The organism is Synechococcus sp. R60.1, assembly GCF_047461835.1.
GTDB lineage: Bacteria > Cyanobacteriota > Cyanobacteriia > Thermostichales > Thermostichaceae > Thermostichus.
On the sequence record NZ_JANSIA010000031.1, the window covers coordinates 15,572 to 28,510 of the forward strand.

Here is a 12,939-nt window from a genome sequence, read left to right on the forward strand (position 1 = left end):
GTTAAAAATTGTTTCTGTCGGGATCCAAATCCTGTCTTGGCCTTCGATTCGGGGTAGAGGGGATGAGACACTAGATGGTCGGAGAATGCTAGCGACCTATACATACAGATGAGCCTTTTGGATTCTGCTTGGAGAAGTGATGCTATGCGTTGGCTGCTGTCCATCTTGGTTCGTATCTTGTTGGTGCTCTGTCTGTGCCTTACTCCCTTGGGGATCCCTGTTGTGGCCAGGGCCGCAGAGCTTCCCCCGGTAAAGCACTTGGACACTCCGATTGACGTGAACAACACCATCTTGCGCAACTACCGCCAACTGCCCGGCTTCTATCCCACCCTAGCTCGCATCCTGGTGAAAAATGCCCCCTACAAGAGCCTGGAAGACATGTTGCAGATCTCAGGCCTGACAGAGCAGCAAAAGGCCCTGATCAAAGCCAACGCCGAGAACTTCGTGTTTGGCGAGTATCAGGAAGGGGCTAACCAACTGGAAAACCGCATCAACCAAGGGTACTACGGCTGATCTCGGCAGAGGGGCCATCGGGAGAATCGGCTTTTGTAGGAAAGGGATCCTGTGGCCTACGATAACGTCTGCAAGTACTTGGTGGAATGGTTCCCCGAGTCTTTTGTCCGGTGGCTACTGGGATCCCCTGTTTCCTTGGCTCAGCTACAGCCGACGGAGCTGTCCACCGAGCCCATCCGAGCGGACTCTCTTATCCTGCTGCGGGCCCAAAACTTAATTTTGCATCTGGAGTTTCAAACCGACCCGGATCCCGACATTCCCTTGCGCATGGCCGACTACTGCCTGCGCCTGTTCCGTCGCTATCCCGACCAGGAGGTGCGGCAGATTGTCATCTACCTAAGAAAAACCCAGTCAGAACGGGTGTACCAGACTTCTTTTCAACGGGGATCCCTGTCCCATCGCTTTGAGGTCTTGCGCCTGTGGGAACAAGATCCAGAGGTGCTATCCCGATACCCAGGCCTCTTGCCCTTGGCGGTACTGGCAGAGCCGGACAATCCAGAACCCCGTCTGCGGCAGGTGGCCAGAGCCATAGCTGAGATGGAGGATCCCAAGCTGCGGCAGGAGTTGAAAGCGGCCACTGCCGTCTTAGCAGGATTAACATGGACGCCAGAGGAAATCAGCAGGGTTCTGGGAGGTTTGGCTGTGCGGGAATCGACCATCTATCAGATGTGGCGAGCAGAAGCCCTCAAAGAAGGGCGAGAGGAGGGCCTGAAACAAGGCCTAGAGCAAGGTCTGCAACAAGGTCTGCAACAAGGTCTGCAACAAGAGGCTGCTCGACTGACCTTGAGTCAACTGCAGCGCAAGCTGGGGCCCCTGCCGGAAGACCTCTCTGAGACCATCCGCCGCCTGCCCACCGAGCAATTGGAGGGGTTGGCAGAGGCTCTGCTGGACTTTCAGACGCTGGCCGACCTGACCCAGTGGCTAGAGGAGCTGGCATCTGCCTAGGTTTTGCTGTCACGGCCTTTTCCCAATTTTTGTCGGCATCTCTCTCCTGGGAGGAGCTCTGCTATGGTGGCGGTCTGGATTCCCAGAGAAAGCAGTAGATTGAACTGAGTTCTCGATAAACCGGGCTGAATGCAACCCAACCTTGACCTCAGCAGGATCCCAGCGCGACTTTCCTGAGCGAGCCGGTTCTATGCAAGGGCCTCGGGTTTTGATCTGCGGCTACCATGGCTACGGCAATGCTGGCGACGAAGCCCTGTTGCTGGCTCTCTTACGACAGCTAGAGCAGTTGCCCGACCCTGTGCAGCCGGTGGTGCTCTCCCGTCGCCCTGCCGAAACGGCTGCCACCTATGGGGTGCTGGCCTATCCGCGCTTCAACAGTTTGGCTTTACGGCGCTGTCTCCAGGAGGCCCAGGCTTTCATCTGGGGTGGAGGTGGCCTGCTGCAGGATCGCACCAGTTGGCGCAGCCCTCTCTACTACCTGGGGGTGATGGGCCTAGCCCAGCGCTGGGGACTGAAGACCCTTGCCTGGGCCCAGGGGATCGGGCCGCTGCAGCGGGGGTGGATTCGCGCACTGGCCCGCCGGTCTCTGGCAGGTTGCACGGCCATCAGTGTGCGGGATGGGGTTGCCTCCCAATGGCTGCAAGAGTGGGGGATCCCTCACCAGGTGGCTCCGGATCCCGTCTGGAGTTTGCCGTCCAAAACCTTGCCGGAATGGGAAACGTGGCCTCAGCCCCGCATTGCTGTGGTCTTGCGTCCGCATCCGCAACTGACTGGAGCCTGTCTAGAAGCTTTGAGCCAGGGTTTACAGCGTCTCCAGGCTTCCACGGGGGCATACCTTCTCTTCGTGCCCTTTCAGCTGGCTCCTCCCGGATCCCCTGACCTTGGGCCAGACTACCACTTGGCTCAGCAGCTTCAGCAGCGCCTACCCCACCGTAGCCAAGTGCTGGAAATTCGGGATCCCTGTCTATTGAAAGGAGTCTTTCGGGGTGTCAGGCTGGCGATCACCATGCGCTACCACGGATTGGTGATGGCGGCGGCAGAGGGCTGCGCCTGTTTTGGTCTCAGCTACGATCCCAAGGTGAAAACGCTGCTCCAGGAATTGGGCATGCCTGGCTGGGATCTGCAGGAGATGCCCACCGATCCTGAAGCCTTACACCAAGCTTGGCTGGCCTGCTACTCAGAGGGCCTAGCTCTCAGCCCTGCCCAAGCTGACCTGTGGGCGAGGCAATCGGCTCAGCACGCTCAGTTGTTGAGACAGCACCTGAAGTGGGGTTGATGGGGTTGCCTGGAGAAGTTGCTGCCAGGGCGAATTCCGGTAGCGGTTCTTCTGGAGAGCCGCTTTACCCCAAAAGTAGGGAGGCACGGTGTCCCCGAACCAAAGCGCTGCGTGCATCCGCTTGAGGAGGCCCCCAATTCATTGAGGGGAGGACGTCACCTGAGAGGGTTTTGGGGGAGAAACTCCCGATCCAGGGGCAGGGGGGCGACAGGTTGGGTGAGGGTAAATTGGCCGCTTTCTATCCACTGCTTGAGGATTTCGGCAATTTGTATGGAGCGGCGCAAGCTGGCCAGAGGGGCAGTGCGAACCTTGCGGCCATTGAGGGTGATCTGGCCAGATTTGAGTTGGGCATAGCTCACTAAGCCAAAGGTGGGCCGCACCCGGCGGGGAATGGAAAAGTCAATCACGGGGGCAACCAACTCCTCATCCCGAATGGCAATGGCCTCCAAATCCGCAGGAGCGAGGATGGGGATGGGGATCCCGACCCCCAACATCAAGCTGGGGCCGTAGTTGCGGAAGTAGCAGCCCCTCACCCATTCCGCCTGCATTTGCTTGGCATCCCCAATCAGGGCTAGAGTGGCCGCCGGGCCGATGGGAGTTTGGTTGGGCAATCGCTTTTGCAGCGGAAAGTGTTGGGTGCCCTCCCAGGCGACGTAGCCGATGCCGCCTCCCAAAAAGATGCGGCTGCCGATCCCCACCCGGCGCAACAGGGGATCGTTCAACAAGGGGGATAGCTCTCCCGGGTTGGAATAGACGGCATTGCCCAGATGCGGTTCCAACAGACCCAAGTAGGTGTACAAAGGCCGATCCCCGCCGTTCACCCCGACGATGAAGTTTTGGTAGGCATTGCGGGGGTTGAACAGGTAAAACTGGTTGAGCTGATCCCGAGTCAGGGTGGTCTCGTAGTCGGCGCGGGGGTAACAATCGGTCACTTGGCCGATGGCCCGCAAATGGACGCGCTTGCCCGCCACTAGGTCGGCAATGACATGGCCGCCCCCATAGGCTTGATCCGCTTGCTCGCTGGGTTGGGCTGCCCCCAGGTAAAGATCCACCGCGCCAAATCCGGCATAGGCCGGTACCCCGTTCAGCCAAGCTTGGCGAATCTTGATGGGCGGATCCGTATGGCCCAGGTTCACAATGGCTCCTGAAGACTCCATTGGCTCAAAGGTGCCGGTGGTGATCACATCCACCTGCTCAAAGGCTTCCTGGATCCCCAAGGTGGCCAGCTTGGCTTTGGCTTCCAGGGCCGTCCACACCCGCACCTGGCCTTTGGCAATGCGTTGGTTAATCTGGTCTAGGGTTCTCTCCATGGGATGTAAAGATCGCAATGGTTGGTCGCGTTGGCGGTGTGGAGCACTAGGCAGTCTTGATCGCTTGATCGTCGAGGGATCCGCTCCCATCTTGAATTCTCTCGTGAGGCAGCTCTTGGGACTGGCTCAATGAATAGCTTAAATGGACGGGGATCTGGGCCGGTGGGGCTTAAGGGGATCCGGCAGTATGGGCCGCTTTTGCCGGCGTTGGGGTTGGTGGGCCTGCTCTACGGCGGGGGGCTGCTGCTGGCTCTGGCCCAGAGTGTGGGCCTCTACGGCCTGGGCGAGAGGGGGTTTACCCTGCAGGGGTATGGGGAGCTGCTGCGGGATGCGGAAGTCGGGGGATCCCTGTTGCTCAGCCTCAGAATCGCTCTGTTGGCAACGGGGTTGGCGCTGCTTTTGGGGCTGGGGCTGGCGCTGCTGTTGCGGGGGGTGGGGGGGTGGGCCATCTGGCTTGGCCAGTTGACGCTGCCGATTCCTCATTTGGTGGGGGTGGCGGGGATGCTGCTGCTGCTGGGGCCCAGCGGTTGGCTGGCGCGGCTGGCCTTCCAACTGGGCTGGATTGCCTCGGATCAGGATTTTCCCTTGTGGGTGAACGACCGCGGCTATGTGGGGGTGTTGCTCTATTGGCTTTGGAAGGAGATCCCGTTTGCCGCTCTGGTGGCGCTGACGCTGCTGCGCGGGATGGGATCCGAGCTGGAGCAACAGGCTCGGCTGCTGGGGGCTTCTGCCGCCCAGACGTTTTGGTATGTAACGCTGCCCTTGCTGAGGCCGGGGCTGCTGGCCACCGGGATTCTCATCTTCGGCTTTGTCTTCAGCGCCTTTGAGGTTCCCTTGCTCTTGGGGCCCACCTACCCGCGCACCTTGCCCGTTTTGATCTATCAGCGCTTCACCCACATCAACCTGGAGCAGCGGCAGCAGGCGGTGGCGCTGGGGATCATCCTGCTGGCTGTCTCGGCAGCGGTGGTCAGCCTAATCGGAGGGCTGTTTGCAGCCAGAGTATCCTTTCTGCAGCTGCCGTTTGGCTCAGCGGGACGGAGTCCTTGGAGAAAGCCGTGAAAGGACGCAGATGGATTGGGGGATCCCTGCTCCGCCTTGGGGTGGCCGGAGTGGCCCTCCTTTGGGCTTTGCCCTTTGGGGTGCTGGCCCTTTGGGCCTTCACGCGGGCCTGGTATTTTCCCGATGCCCTGCCCCGGGCATGGAGCATAGCCGGTTGGCAGCAACTGCTGAGCTGGGGATCCCAGTTCCGGGCAGCCTTCGGCCAGAGCTTGCAAATTGCCCTGTTTACCACCCTGCTGGCCTTGGGGGTGGGGATCCCGGCAGGGCGAGTTTTGGGCACCCGTCCCGTGCCTGCCTGGCTGCGCCTGCTGCTGCTATTGCCCATCATCACCTCTCCCTTGGCCGTATTGATGGGCATCCAAGGGGTGCTGATTCGCCTGCGGCTGGACAGTACCCTGCTGGCGGTGGTTTTGGTGCATCTGATCCCCACCATTCCTTACATGGCTCTGGTGATGGGCAGTGTGTTCGCCCGTTTCGACCGCGGCTACGAGGCGCAGGCCCGCTGTTTGGGGGCGGATCCCTGGCAAGTGTGGTGGCAGGTGACGTTGCCCCTCATTGCCCCTGGGGCAGCCATTGGGGCGGTATTTGCCTTTTTGATCTCTTGGAACGAATTTTTGCTCACCTTCTTTGTCGGCGGTGGGCGGGTTCTCACGCTGCCAATGCTGCTCTACAGCCTTTTGCAAGGGGGAAACAATACCCTGGTGGCTGCAGTGGCCTTCCTGTCGCTGCTGCCGGGGTGGTTGGCCTTGCTGGGGGCCAGCGTCTGTTTGGGGCAGGCCATCGGGCTACCCCCCACAGAGGTTCAAGAGGGGGAGAGCTAATATCCCTTCAGGGCCAGGTTGGGCCGTTGCAGAGCAGCTCCCACCCGTTGAACCTGAGTTTTGAAGCTGCCATCTCGCTCCAACCATATCTGCCTCAGGGCAGGGGGAATTACCTCCAGGCCAAACTGGGGGCTCTTGGGACGAAATTGCACACAGGTTGAGGGACAAGCCAGGTAATCAACCCCCTCCCGCCGGCGGTGCAGGTCTTGGTGAATATGGCCGAATACAACGAGGCGGATGTGGTCGAACTCGTCCAGAACCCCAAACAACCGCTCCGGCTGCTGCAGGGCACTTTGATCCAGCCAGGCAGAATCCACCGAAAAAGGGGGATGGTGCAGGGCCAACAAAACATGGTGTTGGACGGCTTTGCTCCGCTGCAATTCTTGTTTCAGCCACAGCAGCGTGCGATCCGTCAGGTAACCGCTGTCTTTGCCGGGCACGAGGGAGTTCAATAAAATAAAACTCCAATTTTCCCGGCTGAAGCTCTTGTCCCCGAATAGCCGCTCGGCGTGGAGCTCTTGGTTCATGTTGTGCAGGCGATCGTGGTTGCCTGCCAACCAGTAAGTATCGATGGGGAGAGCCTGCAAATGGGCTCTCAAACGGGCGTAAGATGCTGCGCTACCATCTTGAGAGAGATCTCCGGTAAGCAGCAGCAGATCCGGCAAGGGATCCAGAGCGGCAATGGCCTTTTGCACCTGCAGGAAAGAGGCTTCCGTGTCCACCCCCAGCAGCCGGTGATGGGGCTTGGCAAACAGATGCAGGTCGCTGATCTGAACCACGTATACGGTCATAGAGCAGGCCCAAGAGGGTGGGATCCCATCTCCGCAGGTTCAAAATACTACCATTCTAGCACCAGATGGCCCGGCTGGAACCCGTAGGTAGGGTTATTTCGATTCAGGCTAGGACACTGCACCCACACCCAAAACGTTGGTCGCGTCTTCGCGTCAGCGTTGCGGAGCAATAATCCCCAGAACCACAAGGCTTTTCTCAGTAGCCCAGGCGTCTCACCCCAACCTAAAATGACCATAACTCAGCCCTAAAGGGCTCAACCTTAACCTACCCAAGTCCGTCAACCCGGTTCAATCACTTGAGAAAATCCTCTCAGGAAAAGCTTTAGGAAACATTCAGAGATCGGCCCACGTTCCTAAAGGCAGCTTGCACCTGAGGCCAGCGGGATTCCTGGGTAGAGGCTGTCAGCGTGTAGAGGCGATGGTGCCGAACGGTTACCGTCACCACCTCATGACGAAGCTGGGATCCCATATCGGTTTGGTATTCCAGCAGGTAATAGGGGTGCTCCTGCCGCTCAAAGGCTTCGGCAGCCAACAGCTTGGCCGAGCGACCGGATCCCTCAGGGGCTATGATCTTCTCCGCCACCAACTGCCCCACCTCAGCCGGGCTGCCCAGATCGGCAATCGTCTCCCCTTTGTCAAATGGGGCGATCATCAAGCTGACGTTCTCGGTCTCGTACACCAGGTCGCGCAGGAGTACCACCGGCCCTTTCCCCGGCCCAAGATTGACCGCCACCATGCCGTTGGGGTAAGCAAAAGCAAAGGCTCCGCTGGGATCCCTGTAGGCCCGCAGGTTAGAGCCCGCGGAACAGGCACAAACCACCAAGCTGAGGCAAACACAGAGCAGCAACAACGCCCTAGACAGCCACGGGCTGGTTGCGTAAGTGGGCCACAGGCCTGATCGGGCAGAATGCCCGCCTCGTGCTGCTGACATTGCTGGGATCCTCTCCTCAGATGGGTTGCCTATTGTTCCTTTATCATCCTAGTACGAGCGCACTCCCTCTAGCCCGTTGACCGTCAATTCCCAACGGAAAACTCCCCCTGCAACTTAGCAGCGGGGTTGCCGACGTGGGTTGAAAAGCGAGGGATCCCCAAGCTTGGAAGCAACTGCCGCTATTGGGGGAGCCGCTTCTCGAAATCCAGATCCGGTAGCGGCAGGTTGGCCTGGGCACCTCCTTGGCCGGTGAGCATTGCCAAGCGGCGGGAGATTTCATCGTCCATGGCCATTTCATCCAATTGGGCAGCAATCTGCTCGCTGCGATCTTCCGAGAGTTCGCTCATGGCTCGGGATTTGAGCTGGCGAGCCTGGATAGCATTCTTTGCCGCCTCAAATTGGGACTTGGCCGAGTCGATGTTGTAGGAATTGTTGACGCGGGTCATCTGCTCCAGAGCTTGGTTCACCTCGTTGATGTCTTTGAGGTTGCTCAGCTCGCTCTTGTAAGCGGCCAATCGCTCTTTCTCGCGGGCCAGCTTTTGCTTGGCGGCATTGACGTAGCGCTCGGCAGTTTCCACATTCTCCTTAAGGGGGCCGAGAATGGCCTCAATTTGCAGCGCTTGGGACATAGCCAGGCGGGCAGCCTCTTGATCGCCCCGTTGGGCGGCCAGGCGAGCCTTGTTCTCCAGGGCCTGGTACTCCCGCACCTTTTGCATGTACTTCTGCTCAGCCCGCTGATAGGCGGCTACTTGGGTGGCAACGGCTTCCGTGAGACGCTGAACCGTCTCCTGCATCGTGCGTAGGGATTCTTCCGCCACCATCACCGCCCCTGTGCCGCCTTTCTCCACCGGGATCCCCCACAGCCAGTTCCAAGTTCCGACGATGACGCTGCCGGCCCGTTGCCCAAAAATGCCGTAGATAATCTTGCGTGCGCCCATGGCCTGACCCTCCTGCTTGTGCGTGCCTCTACTGTATTTAACTTTCTCCCTGACTGGAAAGATCCCAGGGATCCGGCAAGTGGACAAATTCAAATCCCCGCTTCTTCAAAGTTGGGATCAACTGCCGCGTTACCTCAACCACTTGGGCTCCTCCTTGTACCCCATCGTGCAGCACGATTAAGGAGCCAGGCCGCACCTGGGCCAGCACCCGCTCCACTACCACCGATACCGGTGGGATCAGCCAATCCTCAGGCACCACGCTCCACATCACCGGACAAAAGCCCCAACGGCGCAAATCCGCAAGCGTCTGCGGCCAAAACAAGCCATTGGGCGGGCGCACAGCCCGATAATCGTCAGGGATCCCGCCACAGGCAGCCACCAGGGCAGCTTGGCTGCGCTTCAGGCTCTGATAAAGCTCTCCAGGGGCAAGCTCGGTAAAAGGGCGATGCTGCCAGCCGTGAAGGCCAATGCGGTGGCCTTGTTGGCGGATCTGACGGGCCAGGTGGGGCCAGCGCTGCACCCGTTCTCCCAACACAAAAAACGTGGCCGGCACCTGAAAATCCATCAAAACCTGCAACAAAGCAGGGGTGTACTCAGGGTGAGGGCCATCGTCAAAGGTCAGAGCCACCCGCTGGGTGTGGGGATCTGCCGGCAACTCCCACAGGCCGTCGGGAAAGAGGGTCTTGAGGCCCCAATGCAGGGGTGGGTAGAGAGATGGGGGCAGGATTTGCTGAGAAGAGAAGAGCATTGTGGCGGGCTGTATTTTGTCCAGAACCAGAGGCCAATGCTTTGGGTGATCAACTGGGTAACAAATTTAGGTATTGCCGATTGAGCCAACCAATTGAAAAAATGGGCATGAGCATTGTAGCCCGCAAAACGGAAATCAGGGTTGGCGGGCCCGTCGATGGGCTTTTGGATCTCGTCCTAGCCAGTTGTGATTACAGATTGTGCCTACAGATTGTGATTACAGAAGTTGCCATTGGGTGTCGGCAGCAGCCCGCCGCTCGAGTTCTTGAGACGGATGTGGGATCCCTTCTGCCCATAGCCCAGATCCGATAGGCTAGATTCACCCTCAAGGTATCAGCTGATGGCTTGGCAAACTCCAACACTGCTGCTGGTGGATGGTCACTCTCTGGCCTATCGCTCCTTCTACGCCTTTGCCTACAGCCGCGAGGGGGGGTTGCGCACTTCCACTGGGATCCCCACCAGCGTCAGCTTTGGCTTTTTGAAATCGCTGTTAGAAGTCTTGGACAAATACACCCCTACCCATGTAGCCGTTGCCTTTGATACACGGCAGCCCACTTTTCGCCACGAGGCCGACGAAACCTACAAATCAGGCCGCCCGGAAACGCCACCGGAGTTTATCGAAGATGTGGAGAACCTGAAGCAGGTGTTGACGGCACTACGCATCCCGATTTTGGTGGTGCCTGGTTTTGAAGCCGATGACATTTTGGGCACCCTCAGTAGGCTAGCCCCCCAAGATTACCGGGTGCAGATCTTAAGTGGCGATCAAGATCTGTTCCAGTTGATCGATACCGATGGAAGAGTTCGGGTTTTGCACCTCAACAGCAAAGATCGCATCAGCGAGTTTGGCCCCGAACAAGTGAAAGAAAAATTGGGCATCTGGCCTTGGCAGGTGGTGGATTATAAGGCCCTCTGTGGTGACCCTTCTGACAACATTCCCGGGGTGAAAGGGATCGGCCCCAAGCGAGCTGTGGAGCTGCTGGAGCGCTACGGCAGTTTGGATGAAATTTTCGACCACCTGGACGAGATCCAAGGAAAAGTCCAGCAATACCTCAAAGAAGGGATCCCGGCGGCCCATCACTCGCAATTTATGGCTCGAATCAAATGCGACGTTCCTCTTTCTCCCGACTGGGAGAGCATGAAATTAACCGGGTTTGATCAAGCAGAATTGCTGCCGCTGCTGGAAAAATTGGAGTTTCACAGCTTCATCGCCCAAGTGCGCAAAATACAAACGGCTTTGGGGGGGATCCCAACCGAGGCAGAGGTGGTTGGCGCTTTTAATCCCACCGGGGATCCCGCAAACGCTCCTGACGAAGCCCTGTGGTTTGATTTTGCCCTCGATCCCGTCCCTTCTCTGCCGGCGGTGCGCATCATCGATACGCCGGAGCAACTGGAGCTTTTGCGGCAAGAGCTGCTGGCCTGCCCAGGGATTGTAGCTTGGGATACTGAAACCACCAGTCTAGATCCACGGGATGCCCAATTGGTGGGGATCGGCTGTTGTTGGTCAGAGGGAGATATCGCCTACTTGCCCATCGGCCACCGCCAGGGATCCAATCTGGATTGGGAGCTGGTTAAACAAAGCCTGCAGCCCCTCTGGGAAGATCCCAACCGACCCAAAAGCCTACAGAACTGTAAGTATGATCTGAGCATTTTCCGCGCCCACGGGATCCGCCTGCAAGGGATCCGATTTGATCCCATGTTGGCCAGCTACGTTTTGGATCCAGAAGCCAGCCACAACTTGGCCGATTTGGCAGCCACCCATTTGAATTTGCCGACCACCAGCTACAAAAAGTTGCTGGGCAAGGAACAGTCCATTGCCGATATCCCGATTTCCAAAGTTGCAGAATACTGCGGAACTGATGCCTATTGTGCCTATCGTCTGGTGCCGATCCTCACCGAAAAGCTACAGAAAACCGATCCGCGCCTGTGGGATCTTTTTATTCAGGTCGAGCTGCCCTTGGCCCAAGTTCTGGAAGAAATGGAGTGGATCGGCATTCGCATTGATACCGAGTTTCTGAGGCAATTTTCCCAAGAGCTGGAACAAGAGCTGCAAAGTTTGGAGCAGAAAGCCTATGCCCAGGCCGGAGAAACCTTTAACCTCAATTCTCCCAAGCAACTGGGATCCCTGCTTTTTGAAAAGCTGAAATTGGACATTCGCAAAACCCGCAAAACGGCTACTGGCTATTCCACCGATGCCTCGGTTTTGGAAAAGCTAGAGGGGGATCATCCTCTCATCGAAACCATCGTGCAATACCGCACCTTGGCCAAGCTAAAATCGACCTATGTGGATGCTTTGCCCGCCTTGGTGAGAAGGGATACCGGCAGAGTCCACACCGACTTTAACCAAACCGTTACCGCCACCGGCAGGCTCAGCTCCTCCAACCCCAACCTGCAAAACATTCCCATTCGCACCGAGTTCAGTCGCCGGATTCGACAGGCTTTTATTCCCCAAGAGGGGTGGCTATTGGCGGCAGCAGATTACTCTCAAATTGAGCTGCGTATTTTGGCCCATCTCAGCCAAGAACCTGCCCTGGTGGAAGGTTTTCGCTCAGGAGAAGATGTGCACACCCTAACCGCCCGCCTGCTCCTGGAAAAACAAGAAATAACCAGCGAAGAACGTCGCCTGGCCAAGACGATTAACTATGGGGTGATCTACGGCATGGGGGCACAGCGCTTTGCCCGCACTGCGGGGGTTTCTCTATCCGAAGCCAAGCAATTTTTACAGCGATTTAACGAGCGCTACGCCGGCATTTTTACCTATCTGCGCTCCACTGAAGCCTTTGTGGAAAAGCATGGCTATGTAGAAACGATCTTGGGTCGCCGTCGCTATTTTCCCAATTTGTCTCGTCTGACAGGCCATCGCAAACAAGCCGAATTGCGGGCAGCTGTGAATGCCCCCATCCAGGGATCCGCCTCGGACATTATCAAAGTAGCAATGGTGCGCCTGCGGCAAAAGCTGCAGAACTTTCGTTCCCGCTTGCTCCTGCAAGTGCATGATGAGCTGGTGTTTGAGGTGGATCCCTCGGAATGGCAGGCCCTAAAACCGCTGATCCAAACAGAAATGGAAGGAGCGGTGCCCCTCTCCATACCGCTGGTTGTGGATATCCAAATCGGCCACAATTGGAAGGAAGCCAACTAGACCATGGGAGGCAGAAAACCCCAGGTTTGCAAGGAAAGGGATCCCGGCTCCGTGAAAATGTTAAGCTATGTAAAAGCGTTTGTTGTTTTCTTATGACTGTTGAGATTTACACCTGGCGTTTTTGTCCCTTCTGCATCCGGGCCAAGCAACTGCTGGATCGCAAAGGCGTGAAGTATATCGAGTACGCCATCGATGGAGACGAGGTGGCACGGGCGGAAATGGCCAAGCGGGCCAATGGTCGCCGTTCGGTGCCGCAGATTTTCATCAACAACCAGCACATCGGCGGCTGCGACGATCTTTATGCCCTTGAGTCCCGAGGCCAGTTGGATCGGCTCCTGCAACAGGTCAGCTAATCCCGTCTCCATTACTTCATAGCTTGCTTAACTTGGGCACGGGCCTGCTTCACCATGGCAATTAAGGTTTGATGGGCGTCCTCGGAGTCCCGCAGGGGGTGGTCGAAGCGGATCCGCAG

At 57.8% G+C, this 12,939-nt stretch carries 14 protein-coding genes; 8 read left to right on the top strand and 6 right to left on the bottom strand.

Going from position 1 to position 12,939, the window contains the following annotated elements; genetic code table 11:
- The first annotated feature begins 144 nt into the window (after positions 1-144).
- The 3 genes from psbU to csaB all read left to right on the top strand — a co-directional run bounded on the left by psbU (position 145) and on the right by csaB (position 2,734).
- Complete coding sequence (gene psbU, locus NW834_RS06170) at positions 145-513, top strand: photosystem II complex extrinsic protein PsbU (RefSeq protein WP_414418866.1); 369 nt, start codon at positions 145-147, stop codon at positions 511-513.
- A gap of 51 nt (positions 514-564) precedes the next feature.
- Entirely contained in the window at positions 565-1,458 is an 894-nt protein-coding gene (locus NW834_RS06175) for an Rpn family recombination-promoting nuclease/putative transposase (RefSeq protein WP_414426257.1), read from the top strand.
- 190 nt (positions 1,459-1,648) lie between these two features.
- The gene (gene csaB / locus NW834_RS06180) at positions 1,649-2,734 is read left to right on the top strand and encodes a polysaccharide pyruvyl transferase CsaB (protein ID WP_414426258.1); all 1,086 of its coding nucleotides are present in this window, start codon (positions 1,649-1,651) and stop codon (positions 2,732-2,734) included.
- 155 nt (positions 2,735-2,889) lie between these two features.
- Here the strand turns inward: csaB and NW834_RS06185 are convergent, their stop codons facing one another.
- Positions 2,890-4,044 carry a homocysteine biosynthesis protein gene (locus tag NW834_RS06185; RefSeq protein ID WP_414343605.1) on the bottom strand — a complete coding sequence of 385 codons (1,155 nt, stop codon included), beginning with the start codon at positions 4,042-4,044 and terminating at the stop codon, positions 2,890-2,892.
- Positions 4,045-4,173: 129 nt separating this feature from the next.
- Between NW834_RS06185 and NW834_RS06190 the strand changes: the two genes are divergently transcribed.
- Together NW834_RS06190 and NW834_RS06195 are read left to right on the top strand one after the other, a co-directional pair.
- Entirely contained in the window at positions 4,174-5,103 is a 930-nt protein-coding gene (locus tag NW834_RS06190; RefSeq protein ID WP_011431804.1) for an ABC transporter permease, read from the top strand.
- Complete coding sequence (locus NW834_RS06195; protein ID WP_414330751.1) at positions 5,100-5,924, top strand: ABC transporter permease; 825 nt, start codon at positions 5,100-5,102, stop codon at positions 5,922-5,924. Before NW834_RS06190 ends, NW834_RS06195 begins: the two co-directional genes overlap by 4 nt.
- Here the strand turns inward: NW834_RS06195 and cpdA are convergent.
- From cpdA to NW834_RS06215, 4 genes are all read right to left on the bottom strand, one after another.
- The gene (gene cpdA / locus NW834_RS06200; RefSeq protein ID WP_414390797.1) at positions 5,921-6,715 is read right to left on the bottom strand and encodes a 3',5'-cyclic-AMP phosphodiesterase; all 795 of its coding nucleotides are present in this window, start codon (positions 6,713-6,715) and stop codon (positions 5,921-5,923) included. The genes NW834_RS06195 and cpdA overlap by 4 nt on opposite strands.
- A gap of 322 nt (positions 6,716-7,037) precedes the next feature.
- Positions 7,038-7,562: a photosystem II reaction center PsbP gene (psbP, locus tag NW834_RS06205; RefSeq protein ID WP_414355432.1), complete on the bottom strand. Its 525-nt coding sequence runs from the start codon at positions 7,560-7,562 to the stop codon at positions 7,038-7,040.
- A 263-nt stretch (positions 7,563-7,825) separates the two neighbouring features.
- Positions 7,826-8,584, bottom strand: coding sequence for a PspA/IM30 family protein (locus NW834_RS06210; RefSeq protein WP_414329450.1), 759 nt, complete (start codon positions 8,582-8,584; stop codon positions 7,826-7,828).
- Between the two features lie 37 nt (positions 8,585-8,621).
- Positions 8,622-9,332: a polysaccharide deacetylase family protein gene (locus NW834_RS06215; RefSeq protein ID WP_414426259.1), complete on the bottom strand. Its 711-nt coding sequence runs from the start codon at positions 9,330-9,332 to the stop codon at positions 8,622-8,624.
- Between the two features lie 80 nt (positions 9,333-9,412).
- Here NW834_RS06215 and NW834_RS06220 point away from each other — a divergent pair, with 80 nt between their 5' ends.
- The 3 genes from NW834_RS06220 (at position 9,413) to grxC (ending at position 12,820) form a co-directional block, all read left to right on the top strand.
- Positions 9,413-9,643: a hypothetical protein gene (locus NW834_RS06220; protein ID WP_414355428.1), complete on the top strand. Its 231-nt coding sequence runs from the start codon at positions 9,413-9,415 to the stop codon at positions 9,641-9,643.
- 28 nt (positions 9,644-9,671) lie between these two features.
- Positions 9,672-12,467, top strand: coding sequence for a DNA polymerase I (gene polA, locus NW834_RS06225; protein ID WP_414418870.1), 2,796 nt, complete (start codon positions 9,672-9,674; stop codon positions 12,465-12,467).
- A 92-nt stretch (positions 12,468-12,559) separates the two neighbouring features.
- Positions 12,560-12,820: a glutaredoxin 3 gene (grxC, locus tag NW834_RS06230; protein WP_414418871.1), complete on the top strand. Its 261-nt coding sequence runs from the start codon at positions 12,560-12,562 to the stop codon at positions 12,818-12,820.
- An 11-nt stretch (positions 12,821-12,831) separates the two neighbouring features.
- On the opposite strand, the gene NW834_RS06235 is transcribed toward grxC, so the two are convergent.
- Positions 12,832-12,939, bottom strand: a 108-nt coding sequence (locus NW834_RS06235) for a DUF2470 domain-containing protein (RefSeq protein ID WP_414426260.1), incomplete at its 5' end; no start/stop codon positions are given.

Coding starts and splice junctions, on each gene's coding strand:
- polA (WP_414418870.1), top strand. CDS start 9,672: ATGGCTTGGCAAACTCCAACACTGCTGCTGGTGGATGGTCACTCTCTG.
- NW834_RS06210 (WP_414329450.1), bottom strand. CDS start 8,584: ATGGGCGCACGCAAGATTATCTACGGCATTTTTGGGCAACGGGCCGGC.
- NW834_RS06185 (WP_414343605.1), bottom strand. CDS start 4,044: ATGGAGAGAACCCTAGACCAGATTAACCAACGCATTGCCAAAGGCCAG.
- psbU (WP_414418866.1), top strand. CDS start 145: ATGCGTTGGCTGCTGTCCATCTTGGTTCGTATCTTGTTGGTGCTCTGT.
- grxC (WP_414418871.1), top strand. CDS start 12,560: ATGACTGTTGAGATTTACACCTGGCGTTTTTGTCCCTTCTGCATCCGG.
- csaB (WP_414426258.1), top strand. CDS start 1,649: ATGCAAGGGCCTCGGGTTTTGATCTGCGGCTACCATGGCTACGGCAAT.
- NW834_RS06190 (WP_011431804.1), top strand. CDS start 4,174: ATGAATAGCTTAAATGGACGGGGATCTGGGCCGGTGGGGCTTAAGGGG.
- NW834_RS06215 (WP_414426259.1), bottom strand. CDS start 9,332: ATGCTCTTCTCTTCTCAGCAAATCCTGCCCCCATCTCTCTACCCACCC.
- cpdA (WP_414390797.1), bottom strand. CDS start 6,715: ATGACCGTATACGTGGTTCAGATCAGCGACCTGCATCTGTTTGCCAAG.